The organism is bacterium (genome assembly GCA_040755755.1).
Taxonomy (GTDB): domain Bacteria; phylum SZUA-182; class SZUA-182; order DTGQ01; family DTGQ01; genus DTGQ01.
Genome location: JBFLZW010000019.1, coordinates 39548 through 59043, shown reverse-complemented (window position 1 = coordinate 59043; position 19496 = coordinate 39548). Strand labels below are relative to the sequence as shown.

18 protein-coding genes are annotated in these 19496 nt (G+C 50.7%); 6 read left to right on the top strand and 12 right to left on the bottom strand.

Features of this window, described 5'->3' with window-relative positions; genetic code table 11:
- Window positions 1-6 precede the first annotated feature (6 nt).
- From AB1611_07205 to AB1611_07180, 6 genes are all read right to left on the bottom strand, one after another.
- Window positions 7-411 carry a response regulator gene (locus tag AB1611_07205; GenBank protein MEW6379379.1) on the bottom strand — a complete coding sequence of 135 codons (405 nt, stop codon included), beginning with the start codon at window positions 409-411 and terminating at the stop codon, window positions 7-9.
- Between the two features lie 41 nt (window positions 412-452).
- Entirely contained in the window at window positions 453-608 is a 156-nt protein-coding gene (locus AB1611_07200; GenBank protein MEW6379378.1) for a hypothetical protein, read from the bottom strand.
- A gap of 11 nt (window positions 609-619) precedes the next feature.
- The gene (locus tag AB1611_07195; protein ID MEW6379377.1) at window positions 620-1270 is read right to left on the bottom strand and encodes a CheR family methyltransferase; all 651 of its coding nucleotides are present in this window, start codon (window positions 1268-1270) and stop codon (window positions 620-622) included.
- A gap of 87 nt (window positions 1271-1357) precedes the next feature.
- Window positions 1358-3286, bottom strand: a complete 1929-nt coding sequence (locus tag AB1611_07190) for a methyl-accepting chemotaxis protein (protein ID MEW6379376.1) — start codon at window positions 3284-3286, stop codon at window positions 1358-1360.
- A 152-nt stretch (window positions 3287-3438) separates the two neighbouring features.
- A complete protein-coding gene (locus AB1611_07185) occupies window positions 3439-3972 on the bottom strand; it encodes a chemotaxis protein CheW (GenBank protein ID MEW6379375.1) in 534 nt (177 codons plus the stop codon).
- A gap of 26 nt (window positions 3973-3998) precedes the next feature.
- Window positions 3999-5486 carry an HD domain-containing phosphohydrolase gene (locus AB1611_07180; protein ID MEW6379374.1) on the bottom strand — a complete coding sequence of 496 codons (1488 nt, stop codon included), beginning with the start codon at window positions 5484-5486 and terminating at the stop codon, window positions 3999-4001.
- Between AB1611_07180 and AB1611_07175 the strand changes: the two genes are divergently transcribed.
- Window positions 5485-5625, top strand: coding sequence for a hypothetical protein (locus tag AB1611_07175; protein ID MEW6379373.1), 141 nt, complete (start codon window positions 5485-5487; stop codon window positions 5623-5625). The two genes, AB1611_07180 and AB1611_07175, sit on opposite strands and share 2 nt — an antisense overlap.
- Window positions 5626-5752: 127 nt before the next feature.
- On the opposite strand, the gene AB1611_07170 is transcribed toward AB1611_07175, so the two are convergent.
- The 3 genes from AB1611_07170 to AB1611_07160 all read right to left on the bottom strand — a co-directional run bounded on the left by AB1611_07170 (window position 5753) and on the right by AB1611_07160 (window position 10159).
- Complete coding sequence (locus AB1611_07170; protein MEW6379372.1) at window positions 5753-7771, bottom strand: methyl-accepting chemotaxis protein; 2019 nt, start codon at window positions 7769-7771, stop codon at window positions 5753-5755.
- On the bottom strand, window positions 7771-8148 hold the full coding sequence (locus tag AB1611_07165) for a hypothetical protein (GenBank protein MEW6379371.1): 378 nt from the start codon (window positions 8146-8148) through the stop codon (window positions 7771-7773). The genes AB1611_07170 and AB1611_07165 overlap by 1 nt, the downstream gene beginning before the upstream one ends.
- 376 nt (window positions 8149-8524) lie before the next feature.
- Window positions 8525-10159, bottom strand: coding sequence for a 1,4-alpha-glucan branching protein domain-containing protein (locus AB1611_07160; GenBank protein MEW6379370.1), 1635 nt, complete (start codon window positions 10157-10159; stop codon window positions 8525-8527).
- 289 nt (window positions 10160-10448) lie between these two features.
- Between AB1611_07160 and cobU the strand changes: the two genes are divergently transcribed.
- From cobU to AB1611_07135, 5 genes are all read left to right on the top strand, one after another.
- A complete protein-coding gene (gene cobU, locus AB1611_07155; GenBank protein ID MEW6379369.1) occupies window positions 10449-10997 on the top strand; it encodes a bifunctional adenosylcobinamide kinase/adenosylcobinamide-phosphate guanylyltransferase in 549 nt (182 codons plus the stop codon).
- 12 nt (window positions 10998-11009) lie between these two features.
- Complete coding sequence (locus tag AB1611_07150) at window positions 11010-11720, top strand: DUF4390 domain-containing protein (GenBank protein MEW6379368.1); 711 nt, start codon at window positions 11010-11012, stop codon at window positions 11718-11720.
- Between the two features lie 40 nt (window positions 11721-11760).
- On the top strand, window positions 11761-13947 hold the full coding sequence (locus AB1611_07145; GenBank protein MEW6379367.1) for an ATP-binding protein: 2187 nt from the start codon (window positions 11761-11763) through the stop codon (window positions 13945-13947).
- Window positions 13948-14044: 97 nt separating this feature from the next.
- The gene (gene tsaB / locus AB1611_07140) at window positions 14045-14761 is read left to right on the top strand and encodes a tRNA (adenosine(37)-N6)-threonylcarbamoyltransferase complex dimerization subunit type 1 TsaB (protein ID MEW6379366.1); all 717 of its coding nucleotides are present in this window, start codon (window positions 14045-14047) and stop codon (window positions 14759-14761) included.
- Window positions 14762-14951: 190 nt separating this feature from the next.
- Window positions 14952-15761 (top strand): hypothetical protein, encoded by an 810-nt coding sequence (locus tag AB1611_07135; GenBank protein ID MEW6379365.1) that lies wholly within the window; start codon window positions 14952-14954, stop codon window positions 15759-15761.
- Window positions 15762-15801: 40 nt separating this feature from the next.
- On the opposite strand, the gene miaA is transcribed toward AB1611_07135, so the two are convergent.
- The 3 genes from miaA to AB1611_07120 all read right to left on the bottom strand — a co-directional run bounded on the left by miaA (window position 15802) and on the right by AB1611_07120 (window position 19170).
- A complete protein-coding gene (gene miaA / locus AB1611_07130) occupies window positions 15802-16758 on the bottom strand; it encodes a tRNA (adenosine(37)-N6)-dimethylallyltransferase MiaA (GenBank protein MEW6379364.1) in 957 nt (318 codons plus the stop codon).
- Between the two features lie 22 nt (window positions 16759-16780).
- Complete coding sequence (mutL, locus tag AB1611_07125) at window positions 16781-18658, bottom strand: DNA mismatch repair endonuclease MutL (GenBank protein ID MEW6379363.1); 1878 nt, start codon at window positions 18656-18658, stop codon at window positions 16781-16783.
- A gap of 146 nt (window positions 18659-18804) precedes the next feature.
- Window positions 18805-19170, bottom strand: a complete 366-nt coding sequence (locus AB1611_07120) for a hypothetical protein (protein MEW6379362.1) — start codon at window positions 19168-19170, stop codon at window positions 18805-18807.
- Window positions 19171-19496: the final 326 nt, after the last annotated feature.

Sequence of the window (19496 nt, the reverse complement as noted above, 5' to 3'; positions counted from 1 at the left end):
TCTGTCTTATGAGCCACACTTGAAATTCATCGAAGTCAGGAGCTTGATGAGCTTTTCTTTATTGATCGGTTTAACCATATAGTAATTAGCCCCCTTCCCGTTGATTGCTTTAACCATGTTATTTACATCATCGATTGCGGTAACCATAATCACTTTCACCCTGGACGGTTTTTTAATTCCCATGAGAGCTTCAAGCCTCCGTATCTGGCTGAGGGCTTCCATACCATCCACTTTTGGCATCATGATATCCATGCAGATCAGATCATATGGCTTATTTTCCTCCCAGGAGAGCCGGAAAGCCTGGACTGCTTCATCACCATCGACGGCAATATCACAACCGCCATATGGGGCAAGAGATTCTTTAAGAATGTGACGGCAAATAAAGTCATCCTCAACAATCAGCATCCTCATGATCCTGTATTCCTCCCTCTGCTTGATGCTTCCGGCACAGATTAACGGCTGTCCGGTTCAAAGTCCATATCCATCAGGGCATCGTCAGCGTGAATATGGTGGCCATTCCCTCCCTTTTGTTCTGCCCCTGTATTCTGTTCGGTACAAGCAGAGCTGATCTCCTGTACCAATTCCGCAGTTTTTTGATTGTCCGGCACAAGCGTGGTGACTATCCAATATGAGCGACAGGGGTTAAGGGATAATCTTCTCTACTCCCCGGGATCTTCCTGAACAACTGGGCATTGGCAGTCACCTTTTCAAAGAGGCGGGAAACTTCCTCCGGCAGCTTCTGGGTCTGTTCAGTTGCGAAGTAACCTCCCGGTGCCAGTGCCTTATGGAACATTTTTATCACTTCCACCCGCTCGGCATATTGAAAATGAAGCAGCACATTCTTGCATAAGATCAGGCTAAAGTCTTCTCCGATGGGCTGCAAAGAAAGCAGATCATGTTTCTGGTAACAAACCCGGCTTCTGATAGAATCAACGACTTTAAAATATTCAGTCTTTCCGGAAGGTTGAAAGTATTTGTCGAAGAATGCCTTCGGCATCCTTTGCAACTCCTTGCCTTGATAGAGACCTTCAGAAATAAGAGCCCCGAAGAGATTGCTGCCATCTACATCCGTTGCATCTATGTGGAGATTTCTGAAGGCAAAATGGCCCATGTTTTCAGCAAACATCATGGCCAGAGAATATGCTTCCTGACCCGTGGCACAGCCTGCATCCCAGATTCGGACGCGACTGCGGCCCCTGGCCCAGGGGGTCATGCACCTGACGATAAGTTCCAGGGTGTGCATATCCCGGAAAAAGTAGGTAAAAGCCATAATTCAGGTCAACACCTCATCTCCTCAGGTACAAAGGGGCAGAGGCAAGACAACTTTATGCCTTGCCCCTCTGTGCCTATGAGCGATTTACACGAACTCAAAATCACGGTCGGCAGGGTCTTGATGATGACCGTTTCCATTGGTCTGAGTGCCGGGGCTGATGGGGGGTGAGTGCTTGCCATTATCAGCCGATGCATATGCAGCGAAACTGGCATGAGGTGCATGAGCGGCACCGGGCTTATGGGAACCGGCAGATGCTTTATAAGCACTGCCAATATTGCTTTCCCTGCCTTCAGTCCCCATCCTGGCTGTATTACCGATCTTGAAAAAATTGACGGTGTTCCGAAGCTGCTCGGCCTGCGCGGCCATTTCTTCGGATGTGGAAGCCATTTCCTCGGATGCTCCGGCGTTCTGCTGGATCACCTGATCGAGCTGCTGGATGGCTTTATTGATCTGGGAAGCACCCGTATTCTGTTCATTGCTGGCTGAGCTGATCTCCTGGACAAGTTCCGCAGTCTTTTGAATATCCGGCACCAGTTTGGCGAGCATTTCACCGGCTCTTTCCGCCACTTCCACACTCGACGAGGACAGTTTGCCGATTTCACCTGCCGCTATCTGGCTTCGCTCGGCCAGTTTGCGTACCTCAGAGGCTACTACGGCAAAGCCTTTTCCGTACTCTCCGGCGCGTGCTGCCTCGATGGCGGCATTGAGGGCCAGAAGGTTGGTCTGTCGGGCTATCTCCTCGATGATCGAGATCTTGCCGGCGATATCTTTCATGGCAGTCACGGTTTCAGCCACAGCATGGCCGCTCTCTTTGGCATCATTGGCGGATTTGAGGGCGATTCTTTCGGTCTGCTGGGCATTTTCGGCATTCTGCTTGATATTTGCGACCATCTGCTCCATTGAGGAGGATACTTCTTCGGCCGAAGAGGATTGTTCGGTTGCCCCCTGGGATATCTGCTGCGTGCTGGAGCTCATCTGCTGGCTTGCGGATGCGACCTGCTCGGCAACTCTTTGGGTATCGAGGGCAAAAGTGGTCAGGTTATCGATCATTGTATTGAGGTTATTCTTGATCTCGTTGAAATCACCCCGGTAATCGTCGGTAATCTTTGCCGGGATATCACCTTTGCTGATGCGGTCTATATATTCGGCAGCCACATTCAACGGGCTGATCACTGCATCGAGAGTATCGTTGATACCCTGGATGATCCCCCTGAACTCGAAGTTAATCCTGTCAGTATCTCCACGGGCGTCCAATCGTCCATTGACCGCGGCTTCGGTTAACCGGCTGGATTCGGACAGGAGTGCCTTGATTATACCGGCAATGCTTCTGGCAAAGAACAGCCCAAGTAAGACCGCTATAATAGTGCCGATGACCATTGTCCCTATCAGGTACTTCCGAGCGGATGCCATGACATCATCAGCTTCTTTGGACGCTTCTTCGCCCTGCCGCAGATTTATGTCAATGAGTTTATCGAGCATGGCATGCACAGAAAGAAAGGATTTCCGGTTCTGAAGGTAAACCTCAAGTAACTGATTATCAAGCTCACCCACTTTCGAATTGTTCAGATCAACACCCCCGGCAACCAGTTTGTCCTTGGCTTGTGATAAGTCCATGAACTTCAGATGACCGCTCTTCCACTGGTCCCATTCCAGCATGAGCTGTTTCCACAGGTTATCCTCTTCCTGAGATTTGGGAAGGGAGTTATAGGCCTTTATGGCTTCATCGGCCTCTTTCCATGCCGTTTCAATCTCTTCGTAGGCAGCCCTGCGGATTTCAGTATCTGCCAACCTGCGGTTGATCAATGCAAGCTCTCCCTTGGCAATCCCTTTCTGTGCCTCGATCATGAGGAATATGTGCTCCACACTGGGCAGGCAGACATCCGCAAGTTCGTCCGTGCCTTCCATAACGTTATTCATGCCCCGATAGCCTGCCACGCCGATTATTATTGCAATGGCAATAATCACACAAAAGCTGATGACGATTTTCACTCCCAGTTTTACGTTCTTCAACATGGTTTCTCCGCTCCTTATGAAGTTTCCTGCACCCCACCCATCAGGCACATCCATTTACCAGAGCTCTCCAGCGCACCATCAGCTCTCATCCCCCCAGAACTGTCTCTTCCTAACTGCCTAAATACCTCCAGCCTATCTACCTGGGTATTTCCTCACTCAGCGCCTGCGCCAGCGCCTGCCGCCTCGCCCTGCGGCGCTGTCCCCTCTGCTGCATCCCTGGCAAACTGGAGTTCACTGCTGGAGAGCACTTTATCCATATCCAGAATCATCAGGAATTTGTCTCCCTGTTTACCCATCCCCTTCAGGAATTCCGTATCGAGGCCAAGCCCTATTTTGGGAGGGGGCTCGATCTGGTCCTGGGGAAGATCGAGGACTTCCTCAACCGAGTCAGCGAGACAGCCGATGGTAACCTGCTCTCCGCTGAGCTCTGTCTCGACAATAACCACGCAGGTGTCTACCGTTCGTTCGGTGGGTGTCATACCGAACTTGAGCCGCATATCGATCACCGGCACCACATTGTCCCGCAGGTTGGTGACTCCCATGAGGAAATCGGGCATGCGCGGCACCCTGGTAATAGTGGGGAAATCCAGAACTTCACGAACCTTGGCAATATCCGCGGCAAACAGCTCATTTCCCAGCGTAAAGGTAAGGTATTGATTGGAATTGCAGATAGTAGCCTGACTCATTGGTTTTTCCTCCCTGGTTCTCCTGGTTAGCTGATAACCTCTTCAAATTGACGAACAAGTTCCTGATCGAGCAATCCACGGGCAGCTTCATTTTTCAAGATATCAAAGGCCTCTTCCCTGGTTAATCGTTTCCGGTAGGGCCGGTCAGTGGTCAAAGCATCATAGATATCCGCTATGGCCATGATTCTGGCCACCAGGGGAATAACATCCCCTCTCAGGCCACTGGGATAGCCTGAGCCATTGAGCTTTTCATGATGATAACGGATAACGGACAAGGCGTCTCCCAACCTGTCCTTGAGGGGCAGGCAAATGGTAAATCCGACCTCCGGATGTTTTTCAATAGCTTTCCGCTCCGAAAGGTTCAGGGGGCCGGGTTTATTCAATATCGACTCCGGTACGCCGATTTTACCGATATCATGAAGAAAACCGCCGACCTTCAGGGCATTGAGCCCGGTGTCATCCAGGGCAATCCGCTTTCCCAGCAAAAATGCGTAGTTAGTGACCCGCTCATTATGGCCAATCGTATATTTATCTTTCGCTTCGATAGCCTTGGCTAAAGAGAAAATCACGTTTTCCTGGTTTTCCAGGTGATCGTTGAGATACTTTACCCGCAATAAGGATTTAACCCTGGCCACCAGTTCCGCTTTCTGGAAAGGTTTCCGGAGGTAATCGTCGGCTCCGACCTCAATTCCCGTTATCTTGTCCTGAAGCGTGTTCAGCGAGGTAATCAGAATGATGGGGATAAGCCGGGTCTTCTCGTCTCCCTTTAACCTGCGGCAGACTTCATACCCATTCATGTTGGGCATCATGACATCCATCAGGATCAAATCCGGCTTCTGACGCTGAACTATGGAGAGGGCCTGCATTCCATCTGAAGCTCTGAGGAAGAAATAGTTCAAGGGAGCCAGAACTTCCTCCATATAGAGGATGTCACATTTCATATCGTCAACCATAAGAATGGTTGCCTGGTGTTCTTGCGGCAGGCTGATGGAGTCCGTAAAAAGATGGCACTGATTCTTGCCCCTGATTTTTGCCTGAGACAGAGCTTTTTGGGCCTTGATAATCAATTCATCCCCGCTACCGCAATCGACAGGAAACGAGGCAATCCCTCCGCTCAGGGTAATGGTTTGTTCTCCTTTGGGACCTAAACCCTGGGACACCCGGTACCTGATTTCATCCATCAACGACAGTGCCTGCTGAGGGCCCATCTGCGGAAGAATGACAGCAAACTCGTCTCCTTTGTACCGGCAGGCGATATCGGTATTTCGAATGCCATGCCGTATGATCTCACCGGTCATCCTTAAAAGGGAGTCCCCCTGGAAATACCCATAGGCCATGTTATAAGATGAAAAGCCATTGAGGTTCAAGAAAGCCAGCGAGAGAGGATAATTGCCGGTTTTCGCTTTTCTTACTTCCTGATAGAGGATTTCCTGAAAATATGCATGGCTAAAAAGACCGGTCAGGTTATCGACTATATATCTGGTAAATGAGATCCGCTCTTGTTCTTGATTCATGGATACTCCTCTTTTCAGTCAGGAGTCAGGAGTCAGGAGTCAGGAGTCAGGAGCCAGAAGTCAGGAGTCAGGAGTCAGGAGCCAGGAGTCAGGAGTCAGGAGTCAGGAGTCAGAAGTCAGGAGTCAGGAGAAACAGTAGTCAGTGGTCAGTGGCCACTGATCAATAGTCAGCTACCGACAGCCAAGTGAATAAAGCAGCAATCCTGCCCTTTAACTTCAGGCTCTTAGGCTCCATTCTGAATTCTGACTCCTGACTCCTTTCTTCCTCAAAACAGCTCCACATTATCCCCCAGGGATTCCTCCTGACTTCCTGGAGCCTGCTCCCCGGCTTGATATTGGCTTTGAATCTCGTTCTGGTCCTGTTCCTGCCGGTTTTGAGCCTGGATATGGCCCTCGTTCTGATCCCGGCCATTGGCCCGCTGCTGGTCTTCGGCCTGCCGGTGGTCCTGCTGGTTTCGATCTTGATTATATTCGAATAATGTTTCCTGTAATGTTTCCTGCGAATTCTCTTTTTCCACACTGGCACCGAGGATTGCCTGCAGGTGGATCTGTCTTTCCTTTTCCATCGTGTAGTGATCATCGACCAGTTCCGTATCCGCAGTCTGGCCTTCCCGCCCGGATTGCTGAATATCCATGACAAAGTCCTGAATTTCGTTCCGGATGTTTTCCAATGCCTCCGTGCACAGCATGATTGTGGTCCGGAACATTTCATCAAACCGGATATCCCGGGCTACAGCCACAAGCCCGGAGGCAAGCTGGCTGTTCTTTTCACCAAGGAGCGAGATAAGTGCACTCAACTCGCGGTTCAGAGACTTCAGGCTGTGAGCATTGTCCATGGTCAGCCGGATGATCGAGGCTGCTTCATTCTTTTGTTCACTGAAAAGATTCAATGCCTTATCCATGTATTCGCTCTCTTTGATCAGGCTGGATATTTCCCGGCAGGCTTGTTCCGACAATTCACAGGAAAGGATGGCCTGCTGGTGGATTTCTTCAGCCAATACGGCAAAGGTCTGGCCTGATTCAAGGTTTTGGGCTGACTTGATGAGGGCATTGAGAGACAGGAGATTAATCGCATATCCCACCTTTTCCATTTCCTTCATGGATTTTTCAACCTGGACCGCAGATTGAATGGTTGGTTTTAACGCCTGAGATATTTCTTCCTCAAGCCCCTGACATTGATTGAGAATCGAGGCCAGTTGCGAGATCTCTTCCTTCAGCAGTTCTACTTTTCCCATTTCCCGGCTGTGAGTATTGTCCCGAAAAGCAGCAAACGATTCATCCTCCCGCTCCAGTTTGCCCGCAATCTCAGTCAGGCTTTTCCGGATTCTGGTACCTGCCTGATCCATTTCCAGGCTCACATTTTCCAGTTGTGACCTTTGGATGAGCAGGTTACGGCTGGCAGCGGGTAAATAGGCCAGCAATGATGTGGCCCCAGGGCTGGAGGGGTTTTTCAGCCTGTTCCCTGCTTCATCAAGGGCGTCATGGACATGCTCGATCTGTTGACGGCTGATATCATGAGATTGAAGGGAGAAAACGATTTCTCCAATCTCCCGTGAGATCTGCTGGGCACATTCAGCCAATCCGTTCATGGCCACCGAAGAAAGCTGAAATATCTCCTCTACCTCAGCCAGGGCTGACAGGATGGACTTCTGTGCCTTGGTAATCAATGTCTGGTAAATCCTTAACCTGTCTTTTATATGCTTGCGGGCCGAATTTACCAGTCTGGCAGATCGGGCAGTCTGAGAGAGCATGTTTTCAGTATGCTGGTTGATATGGGACCATATCTGTTCGACCTCATCGCCGAGAATCATGAACTCCTGACCCTGTTTTGTGTCAGTCCGGTTGCTTTCAATTTTGATGGAAGTACCCAGGATACTCAGAATGCGGGAGATCTTCTGAAAATCATCCTGAAGCTTGCTCACCTGATAGAGCCTTTCGCCAATCGGCTCCATATGCTGGACTGACCTGGCCATGTTTTCACTCTGCTCACGCAAGGTAGTTATTGCTCGCTCAAGGAGATGCCGGATATTAACCAAAATCGCATCATCCCCCGTACTGCTCAGTTTTTGCAGAGAGAGCTTGACCTGCCGGGATATCTGCCGGGAGGTCGAGGAAAACTCCTGTAATCTCTCTCCCAGCGAGAGGAATTCCCGCTCACTTCGAGAAGCCAGCATAAGCAGACCCTGGCTGACTTCCAACAGCCGGGTCCCACAGCGGGAGAGATGGCGGCGGAGCCGAAACCTTTTGAAAACCGTACTATACGTGAAGTGATGTAACCTGAGCATTAATCTTGACGCTCCCGCTCAAATATTTTGTCCAGAACAGCGGCCACCTCCGAAAAATCACTATCGATGGTACTCAAAAAGCGCGGCCGCAACGAATGCCCAATGGCAATGGTTTTACTTTCATGATCGGGGAGAATGACAATCAGACGCAGGTCACCGAACAAGTCACGAATGGAAAGAATATCCGAAAGATCCTCCCTGGTAGCAGCAAGAAGCACAACCACGGAGTGATTGATCATCGGCTGGCGAAGCCGGTGAGACAGGTGGCCGATAGTCCGGTAAACCTCTCGTTTCTCCTCTGGAATCAGGGCTTCGATGATCTTCTGAAGCCGCTCACCGGCTCCCTCTATCGATGTTGCATAGTAAAGCAATTTCATCAGGATAAACCCTTTGTTGAAATCAGTGGTCAGTGATAAGTTCTTACCTTCATAAGGCTATAGATCAAAAACTATGCCAAAGGGGAAAATAAAACATCGATTGCTGAAATTTCAAACTCTTACAGGTTCACAGACTGGCAAAAGGCAGGATGAGGAGTCATATCCGGGCAGGTATTTGTCCTGGAAAAGTGGAAAATGCCTAGGGGAAATAGGATTGATATCCTTGACATTACCAAAAATTACAAGGCATTATGGCTCCGTCTTGCAGAACAGGACTGGTGTCCTGTCGGACAGGACTTGCTCAATATACGATGTCCTGGTCCGACCCTGGAGCTGGAGCTCTGGCAATATTTCATTAAACAAGACTCCTGCCTCTTCACCGATACCATCCAGGATCAGGATCAGCGAAGATATTCTCGCGGTCCTCGCATTCCTGCAAAAAGGCCATGCTTTCGGCATCGATCGTCCGGTTCTGCTCCCAGACAAGGGCAAGGTGGACGAGTCGTTTAAAATCCTCGTGGTGCTCCACGACCCGCCGCTCTCCATGATCTTTCGTGCTGTTGGTGGTGATCATGAACTCCCAGTCGGAAGATTGCAGGATGAGCAGCTCACGGATGCACTGGCGGAGTATCCTCTGTACCAGAGGGTCCTTCTCTCCCTGAAAGCGGTTGGCAAGGTCGCGCATATCCTTTTCCGCACTGTAGATCCTTTCCCAGACCCACTCAATGGCCGGATTGATCCAGGTGCTGCTGTTGGCGTCCCTTCCCCAGGAAGATTCAGGCAGCTCAAGGGATTGGGAGGCAGCATATTTGGCTTGATATGCGGAACAGGTGAGGATATTCATTTCCGGATCGCGGTGGATCCACTTCAGCAACTGATAGAGCCAGGCAGGCCCTTCGAACCACCAGTGGCCGAACAGCTCGGCATCGAAGGCCGATACCTTTAATCCTGCCTGAGCGGTTCGTAAGAACTGGCTCTTGAGGGTCTTTTTGATGGACCATTTATAGTGGCCTGCCTGCCGCATGACGAGGTCCCTGGCAGCTTCAGGAAAGTAAATCTCTTTATAGGCCAGATCGAGTTTTTTGTCGGTAATCCTCCAGTACCGGTTGCCGCTCCCTCCCTGTTTTTTGTGGAATTCGAGATAATCGCGATCTCCCGGATAGCCGATCTCAAAATTCCAGATCTGTTCGGAAAGGCCGGTATCGCGGACAAAAAGGGTCATGGGAGTGTGCATCCCGCTGTTGTTATGCAGACAGTAGGTACTCCAGGGAATTTTGGCAACCTGGCTGGATGGGCTTTTCTTCAACTGTTCCTGATCGATGATAAAGTAGGAGATGCCGTTTTCTCCCAAAAATTCCTCGACTCCCTGGCGGAAGCGGGCTGGCTGGTGACGACGGTGGGTCAGAGGGTAAACCCAGTGGCAGGCTGGCCGGTAGCCGCATTCAGGGAGCCAGAAGCCCCTGGGGGATTGTCCGAAAAGCCGCTCATAGCTTGCCCTGGCCATCCGGACCTGGGCATTGATGCTCGCATCTTCTCCCAGGGCTGGCAGATAGCCGTGAGTGGCTCCGCAGGTAATGATCTCGATATGACCCTCATCCTGCAGGTGACGAAAGGCCTGAACAATATTTCCCTGATAGGTATCCTGAAACAGCCGGAGGGTTTTATAGTAGAATTTATGCCATAGGGTAGCCAGTCTCAGCATATGAGGATCATGGCCGGCAAAGGTTTTTCTGTCCTCCTGAGTAAAGCGGATTTTCCAGTCACAGTAATTCTGGAAACCCTTCACAAAGTAGGGGCTGCTGAGCTGCTCGGCCAACACCGGCGAGATATTGATGGTAATCTGCGGGGATACCCCTTCTCTGACCAGCCGATACAGGACATTCAGCAGCGGTATATAGGTTTCGGCAGTGGCCTCATACAGCCATTCCTCATTCAGGCGGTCGTGATGAAGAACATAAGGGATGTGGGAATGAAGGATCAGGACATAGGTGCCACAAAATTCAGTGCTCATACTCGTGCTCATGCTCATACAAAGTGCCTCTTGTGCCTCTGTGGTGTCCTTTTTCACCGATTATAAGAATTTCATCAGTATTGTATAGAATTAATCTTCCTTAGTCAACCCGTTATCGATAAATAAAGATTTACACCTTTCCGGTTTTCTGATAAGATATTTTATTCCCTTCAGCTCAATACCTGGAGTAACTTACCCGGAGTAAGTACCTGGAGTCAAATTCAAATTTCCAGATGGAATATTTTACCGAAATAGCATATTCTGACAGAATATGAGAGGGGAAATAACCATGGCTCAAGCGGTTTTTATTTTTGGCGGCTGCCGCAGCGGTAAGAGTTCTTATGCTGTTGAACGGGTAAAGGATTCTTGCCGCGTTACGTATATAGCAACCTCACGGATCCTGGACGGAGAGATGCAGCAGCGGGTTCACCGGCACCGGCGGAGCCGTCCGGAAACCTGGCAGACCATCGAGGCGCCATACCGGTTGAGTGAAGCCATTCAACAGGCCGGACCTGAATCGGAGTTTATTATTGTCGATTGCCTGACTCTCTATCTGTCCAATCATTTCCATGAGCATAGATCGCCGGAACAACTGGAGGATCAGGAGCGGTTCGAGGTCTGGCTCCGGAACGATATCCAGGGGCTTATGGCGGTCATCAGATCCGTTGCCGCCCGGCAGGTGCTGCTCGTCAGTAATGAAGTAGGCGCAGGCATCGTCCCGGTATCTGCAGGGACGAGGTTTTTCCGGGATATGTGCGGTTTGATGAACCAGTGGGTCGCCAGAGAGTCCGATGAAGTCATCAAGATGGAGGCTGGATTAGCCAACCGGCTAAAATAATCAGTAAAAGACATGCAGGATAGATCGAAGCTGGTCATGAAATATTTCGGGGGAGTAAATCGGTATCTGATGGCTGCGCTCTTTCTGCTTCTTCTGCTGCCGGGCACTCATCCACCGGCCTGGGCTTTCAAAGCGGAAATTGTGGACTTTACCATTACCCGGGGGAAGGATTATATCTATATCGATGCCCAGGTAAAGGGTGCCTTTACCTCAGGGATTAACGAGGCTATTGCCAGCGGTATTCCGACCACCTTCAGGTACTATCTTGAGCTGGTCAGTCCCCGTCAGTTCTGGTTTGATAAAAAACCGTACAAACGATTAATACAGCACAAGGTGGAGTACGATACCCTCAAGAAAGAATATCAGGTTACTCTGGACGATGGAATCGCTCCCCAGGTGAGGATTACCAGGGATGAGCGTGAGATGAAAAAATGGATGGCCGGTCTTGAATCATTCAAGTTTCTTCCTTCTCAGGAGTTATTACCTGCAAACAGGAACTATATGGTCAGGCTGAAGGCTGAAATGAAGTGCATCAAGATGCCGTTTCCGTTAAATTATTCATTTCCGTTGAATTATTTGCTATCATATCTTGTTTCGTTTTTAGATGTTGATACTTCCTGGGTTACCTCCCCGATACCTGCTGCCATATCAGATAAAGCGGCCCGGACCCGGCCCCTGATTCGACAAAGACCATCCGTAGCCCTGAGATCAAAGCTCAACTGAAAACACGATGCCTGCGGGCATTGTGATTATGATGGGAGAAATGGACAAGACCAAGGGTATTGGCCAACGGTGGAAGGCTATTATTGGCCTCCTCGTTTTGATTGTTTTTTTGACCGTAACCGAAGTGGTAATTTATCAGGTACGGGCTCAGATCAATATCGCTCACAATGTCCTGGTTCTGGTTGCCCTGAACCTCAATATCATCCTGCTGGTCATTACCATCCTGATGGTGCTGCGGAACCTGGTCAAATTGTACTTTGAGCGAAAGCAAAATGTGCTGGGAGCAAAATTCCGCACCAAATTGATCATTTCCTTTGTCGGTCTTTCTCTCATCCCCTGCGTGCTTCTTTTTCTGGTAGCCAGTAACCTTATTAATACCAGCATCGATAACTGGTTCAATGCCCAGAATGAGGAATACCTGCGCAAGGCGATGAAGGTGGCCCAGGTTTATTACAATACCGAGTTGGAAAATGCATTCGGCAAAACCCGCGAATTGAGTGAAACGATTACCCGAAAGGGTTTGATTCATGAGGGGAACCGGAGTGCATTGGTGCTTGCAGTCCAAAGCGTGCAGCAGGAATTCGCCCTTGGTACAGTCACGGTGTTCGGGGCCGGGGGGGAAGAGATCGTGCATCTGGATAACCCGAAAATTCCCCGCAGTCTTGCGAGCCGCCCGGTAAAAGACCTGGTTGCCAGGGCCCTGCGGGGACAGGAACATTCCACTGTCCGCAAGATCCGTCAGGGAGATATTATCGAAGGGGCTGTTCCGATTGCCTCCCAATCGGGGAAGGGAAGAATTGCCGGAGCTGTGGTTTTTTGTATCCTCGATCCTCACGGCCTGATGGAGGAAATCAGGGACATTAAAAATGCCTATGAAGAATACAAGCAGCGGAAGGTTTTTGAAACGCCGATCAAGAGCAGCTACATCATTACCTTTTTGCTTATTACCCTGCTGATTATCTTTTCAGCTACCTGGTTCGGGTTCTACCTGGCCCGCGGCATCACGATTCCCATTCAGAAACTGGCTGAAGGCACCCGGAAAGTAGCCCTGGGAAACTGGGATTACAAAGTCACGGTCCAGGCGGATGACGAGATCGGCATGCTGGTCAATTCTTTCAACAAGATGACGGACGAGCTTCACTCAGTTCACCGGCGGCTGCAAACCACCAATCAGGAGCTGGACCGCCGCAGGGACTACATCGAGACCGTGCTTGAAAACATTGCCTCCGGAGTCGTGACCATCGGCCAGGACGGTCATATCACCACCATCAATAAATCGGCTGCCAAGATGCTGCGACTCTCTCAGCAGGAGGTCATCGGTGTCCCTTACCGGGCCGTTTTCGACTGCCCTAAACTTCAGGGACTCTCCGTGCTGCTGGACAGTGTGGAGGAGAGAAAAAAGTCGATTACCGAGAAGGAGGTCCATCTTCAGGTCGGAGGAGCAGGCGTGCATCTTCTGGTCAGCATATCGGTTCTTCTCGATAAGGAAAATCATTACCGGGGCATGGTCTGTGCCTTCGACGATCTCACGCAGCTCATGAAAGCCCAGAAAGTGGCTGCCTGGCAGGAGGTGGCCCGCAGACTGGCCCATGAAATCAAAAATCCTCTCACCCCCATTCAACTGTGTGCCCAGCGGCTCCGAAAAAGGTTCTATGAAGGCGGTTCCGGTTATGGGGCAATTTTTGAAGAGTGCACCGAAACCATTATTCAGGAAGTGAATGACCTGAAAAACATGATCGACGAGTTTTCCCAGTTTGCCAGACTGCCCCTGCCCAACCTGAGACCGGAAGACCTGAATCATCTGATCGGCATGGTTATAAGCAGGTATCAGGAAATGTATCCCGATATCCGCTTCGAGCAGCATCTATCGGCAGACCTGCCCCTGGTCAACCTGGACCGAGAGCAGATCAAGCGGGTATTCATCAACCTGTTTGACAATGCAATCGATGCCATGTCCGGGCCCGGCGGCCCGGAAAAAAAATTGACCGTAGTAAGTATTTATGACCGCTCCTCGTCTAAAGTAAGACTGGAAGTAAGTGACAATGGAAAGGGGATCCCTCCGGAAGACAAAGAGAAACTCTTCATGCCGTATTTTTCCACCAAAAAAGAGGGGCGGGGACTTGGCCTGGCTATAGTGCACCGAATCATTGGTGATCATAACGGCCACATTACGGGAGAGGATAATATGCCCAAGGGAACAAAATTCATTCTGCTTCTCCCTGTCTGAGTGGTCAGTGGTCAGTGGTCAGTGGGTTCATACTCAGGAGAAGGGCAAAACTTTTGCTATTAGCGAAGCAAGTTGCTATTATTAATATTATGGGATCATGATTATTTTAGGCATAGAAACCGCCACCAGGACCGGCAGCATTGCCCTGGTGAGCGAAGATGAAGTTCTGGCTGAATATCTGATAAGCGGTATCAAAAGCCATGCCGAGCAGTTATTGAGAGGAATTGACCAAGTTTTGACTGATACGGGAAGATCGCTGGCCGAGTGCGCAGGAATAGCTGTGTCTATCGGACCCGGCTCATTCACCGGCCTTCGGATCGGAGTGAGCACCGCCAAGGCCCTGGCTTTTGCAGCCGGAAAGCCCATTGTGGGTGTTCCGACCCTGGAAGCCCTGGCCGCTAACCTTCCTTTTACTTCGTGTTCTATCTGTCCTCTGCTCGATGCCAGAAAAAAAGAGGTTTATACAGCCCTCTATCAATGGACTGAGGGGGAATTACAGGTACTTGTTCCGGAGAGAGCAGTTTCTCCGCTGGATATGATTAATCAGTTGGACCGATCGCGCAGGACAATTTTTATCGGAAACGGCTCAAGACTCTATGAGAGACTGATTCGAGAAGAATTCGGCAAGGAAGCCGAATTTTCTCCCCAATCCCATAATTGCCCCAGGGCATCGATCGTCGCCAGCCTGGGATTGAAACGTTTGACCCTTCAGCAATCCGACCGGGCCGAAACCCTGGTTCCAACCTATCTGCGGCCTTCGGATGCGGAAATACACTGGTCACACAAGCATAATAGCCGGAATTTGCCAACCTGAGGATATAATCAGGGACTGCAAACAGCGGGGCACAAAGGGAGGTGATTTGAGAGGTATTTACTGGTAGTTAAAGATAATTGAGGGTTGTGAGTCATCAATAAGGTCTAACAAATCATTTTCTCTGATTTATCTCAGGGGGGAGAAGAGGAAGAGAAACAGACGGAAAGGACAGAAAGTCGTGCGTATGAAAATGAACAGGTTTTTGAAGAATTTTTCCTTTGGTATGGTTATTCTGGCAGCTCTCTCAATGGTCAGCTTTGTTCCGGCAGCTCAGGCACAGTTGCTTGGCGGACTGAATCCCATGTATATGGGAACAATGGCCATGAACCAGATCATGATGGACCCCATGATGATGGGGCTCATGATGCCTCCTCTGACCATGGCCAATCCCCTGATGTCAGGGCTTGGAATGGTCAACCCCATGCCGATGGGCGGTTATGGTCTGGTCGGCCTGAGCCCGTATGCCGGTGCCGCCGGTTATGGGGCGTATAGCCCCTATGGGTATGGATATGGAGCTGCCGGTGGCTACGGATATAGCCCTTATGGCTACGGCGCTGCCGGTTATGGCTATGGCGGCTATCCCTACGGCTATGGCGGATATAGCCCTTATGGCTACGGCGCTGCCGGTTATGGCTATGGCGGCTATCCCTATGGGGCTACAAGCAGCTACGGCTATGGCAGCTATCCCTATGGCTACGGCGGATATAGCCCTTATGGCTACGGCGCTGCCGGCTATGGATACAGCCCCTATGGCTATAGCTCTTCGGCTGGCTATCCTTCATATTACAGCTCCACCATCGGCGCTTTCAGTCCTTACTATACCAGCGGTTATCCCACGAGCAGCAGCTCCTATCCTTATGGCTACAGCTCGTATCCCTATAGCAGCAGCGCTTACGCCTCGTATCCCTATACCGGCTATCCCGCGACTTCCGGTTCTTACCCCTACAGCTCCTATTATCCCTATACCAGCGGAACGAGCACCAGCAGTTATCCATACTAGTAAGCCGTTTTCTATTTCCGGCTTCAAAGGTGCTGGCGGATTAACCGAGATCTGCCAGCACCTTTTTCATTTTCCGGACAGCCTGCTCTTCGGGATAGGTGCCAAGGTCAATCCAGTGGACATCTTCTACCTGACGAAACCAGGTAAACTGCCGTTTGGCATAATGGCGGGTGTCTCTTTTCAGCAGGCGAACAGCCTCTTCACACGAGTATTGGCCTTTCAGGGCAGCCACGATCTGCTTGTATCCGAGTCCCTGGAGAGCGGTTGAATGCTCGGAATAGCCTGCATCGAGCAGCCCCTGTACTTCGGCTACCAGGCCCGCTGCAATCATCTGGTCGATTCTGGTTTCGATCCGGGTGTAGAGGTCATGGCGGTCCCGGAACAGGCCGATAATTTTCGTCCGGTAGCGGCTCTCCGGAAAGGAATGCCTCTTCTGGAGCACGGACAGGGGGATGCCGGTCTTCAGATAAACCTCAATGGCCCGGATCAGCCGTGGCTGATCCCGGTGGTGAAGCTTGCGGGCAGTTTCCGGGTCGATTTCCCTGAGCCTCTCGTGCAGGTAATACTCTCCCCGCATTTGGGCTTCCTGCCGAAGCTGCTCCCGCAGGACAGGATCATTCTCAGGTCCCTGGAAGATACCGTGGAGAACAGCCTTGAGATACAGCCCGCAGCCGCCGACAAGCAGAGGGATTTTCCCCGATTGCAGGACCTTCCTGATCGCCTCACCCGCCTCCCGCTCATACCTTCCGGCATTGTAGTGCTCAGCCGGAGATACAATATCGATCATATGATGAGGCACCAGTGAGCGCTCAAAGGCAGATGGTTTGGCTGTGCCGATATCCATTTCCCGGTAGATCTGCAAGGCATCGGCACTGATGATTTCCATATTCCCTGCCTGCGCCAGATTGATGGCCAGACGGGTTTTGCCAACGGCGGTTGGACCCAGGATGACGGCCAGAGGGGGTTTGGGGACGATCTTCAAATTTGGACTTTCCAATGCTCTCCTATCCCTTTAAGCCTTATCCCCGCAGGAAATATTTCTCCAGGAGTTTCAGGTCCAGTTGAATCGTGGTTGGCCGGCCGTGCGGACAGCGGAAGGGCATGGACGTTTCCCGCAGTCGATCGATCAGACTTCGCATTTCTTCCGGGCTCAACCGGTGATTGGCTTTGATAGCCGAAGAGCAGGCCATCCGCATCAGCAGGGCATCGTACAGGGCCTCCGGGTCGTTTTTCGGAACCTCCACAAGATCATTGAAGATTTCCTGGATAAGATCCCGGGGATCGGTTTTGGCAAGCAGCACAGGAACGGCCTTGATGACGAACGTATTCTGGCCGAAAGGCTCAAGGTCAAATCCCGCACCATGAAGCTGCGGGAGCACCCCTTCGGCTGGCCCGGCAAGATATCCCGGAACCTGAAAAGTTATCGGAACCAGCAGTTGCTGGGCATGGAGGGTTTTGGTGCGAAACTGCTGCTGCAGTTGCTCGTACCGGACCCGCTCATGGGCTGCATGCTGGTCCACGATGACCAGGCCCTGTCTGGTTTCAAACAGGATGAAGGAATTATTGATCTGCATGAAGTCACCTTCCGCAACAAGGAAACTCCGGGAGTCGCTGTTCTGGATGACTTCCTGAAAACCGCGCTGGTGCTCTTCTCCCCTGAACGCGGATTGCCCGGAGAAGGCAGGAAAAAGGCCCGCAATTTCGGTGCAGGGCTTTGGCAATTCCTGCTCCTGCCGGAGCAGGCAGGCAGGCTCGCAGGCCTGCAGGGGCTTTGGGAGTTCCCTCGATGAAGGCTTTTCATCTGCCGATTCCTCCATGCTCAGGTGAGGAAAGGATGGCAAGGGGGAATGGCAGGTTTCATCCCGAGCATACCTCTCTGCCGTGATCGAGATTCCGGGGACCGCTGTCCGGGAGGTTGACAGCCGCTCTTTCAGGAGACTGACTATCCCCTCGAAAATTTCCTGCTGATGGGAAAACCGGACTTCGATCTTGGCCGGGTGCACATTGACATCAACATGCTCGGGAGAAATCGTGAGAAACAGGAAGCAGACCGGGTAGCGGTCGCGGGGCAGAACGTGTTCGTAACCCTCGGAAATCGCTTTCAGAAGGATCGGATTCCGGACAAACCGGCCATTGACATAAGTATACTGACCGCAACGGTTCGGCCTGGTATAGGTGGCCTCCCCGATAAGTCCGAAAACCCGGCATGTTGTGAATTCTCCATTGATCTTCAGCAGGTGATCGATGATTTCATGACCATAGAGCTGCTGGATCCGCTCATCCAGGGTCAGGACTTTGGGCATGTGCCAGACGGTTTTCCCGTTGTGCCTGAAGGTAAAAGAGATCTGATGGTGGGCCAGTGCCTCCTGGTCCAGAATCTGGGCAATATGGCTGAATTCGACGGAATCGCTTTTCATAAACTTCAGCCGGGCAGGGACATTTTTAAACAGCGAGGAAACACAGACACTTGTCCCTACCGGAGCACCGATCTCGGAAACCCTGATCAATTTTCCCCCATCGAGAATCACCTGAGTGCCGATTTCAGTTCCCTGCTCTCTGGTGATAATCGTCAATTGAGCTACGGAGGCAATACTCGGCAAAGCTTCTCCCCGAAACCCGAGGGTATGGATTTTCTCAAGGTCCGCAGGCTCGCAGATCTTGCTGGTAGCGTGCCTTTCAAAGGCCAGCAGGGCATCATGGTATCCCATTCCGCATCCATTATCGATGACTTTGATTTCCTCTTTGCCATGCCGCTTCAGGTGTACTTCTATCTGGTCGCTCCCGGCATCGATGGAGTTTTCCACCAGCTCCTTCACGACCGAAGCCGGCCGGTCGATAATTTCCCCGGCAGCGATCATATTAGCCAGATTTTCCGGCAAAATTTTTATTCTTGGCATTGTGCAGCTACTTTTGTTTGGAGGCTCTATATTTAGAGGAGTCAGGAGTCAGAATTCAGGAGTCAGAATAAAAGCTTTCTTTTCTCCCGACTCCCGACTCCTGACTCCCGACTCCTGACTTCTGGCTCCTGACTTCTGAACCGGGGTTAATCTCCGGCAGGGGGCTGAAAAGAATAGCCTCCTAAATCAATGCCTGAGGGTGCAAAGATAGCGATATTATATTCTTTGGCTTTGCTTTCTTCTGCCGGCTCACTCCGAACAACAATCCCTTTAAAGGAAATTTTTGAGGGCAAGTGTGGATTTTGTTTTTGTGGCAGGAACAGGCTGACTTCAACATTGGTGAAAGGGGGGATATATTGATCCAGTTTGCAATACAATCCGAAACAACTGATGTTCTGAGTCTGGGAACTTTGCGATCTTTTGGCAATGGTTATGGGGAGAGTGACAAGTTCAAGGGGAATTTCTGCGGTGACCCGTCTGGTTGTCCTTCTATCGTTTGATTCGACCATCATAACAACAGCCCTCCGCTCGGTATTTTCTTCGTTGTACAAACCACGTTAATTACTTCGGCTTTTTTTCATAATACGGACGAACGATTCCTCTCCTCCTACCCCCCATGTCTTTTTGGAGATTGTCGAATATCCACTTGCCTTTCTCTTTCAACTCTCTCGAGCATGCATTCACGCACCCACACACCTCTCTTGGACGGATCAGTTGTATACTGTAAAATCACGTAGTGAAATGATATTTTTATCTCCAAATTTATAATTTATTACCTCGAAATCCACGAAATATTTTTCACTCGACCCTGTCTATTTTAATGACTGAACGGTTATTG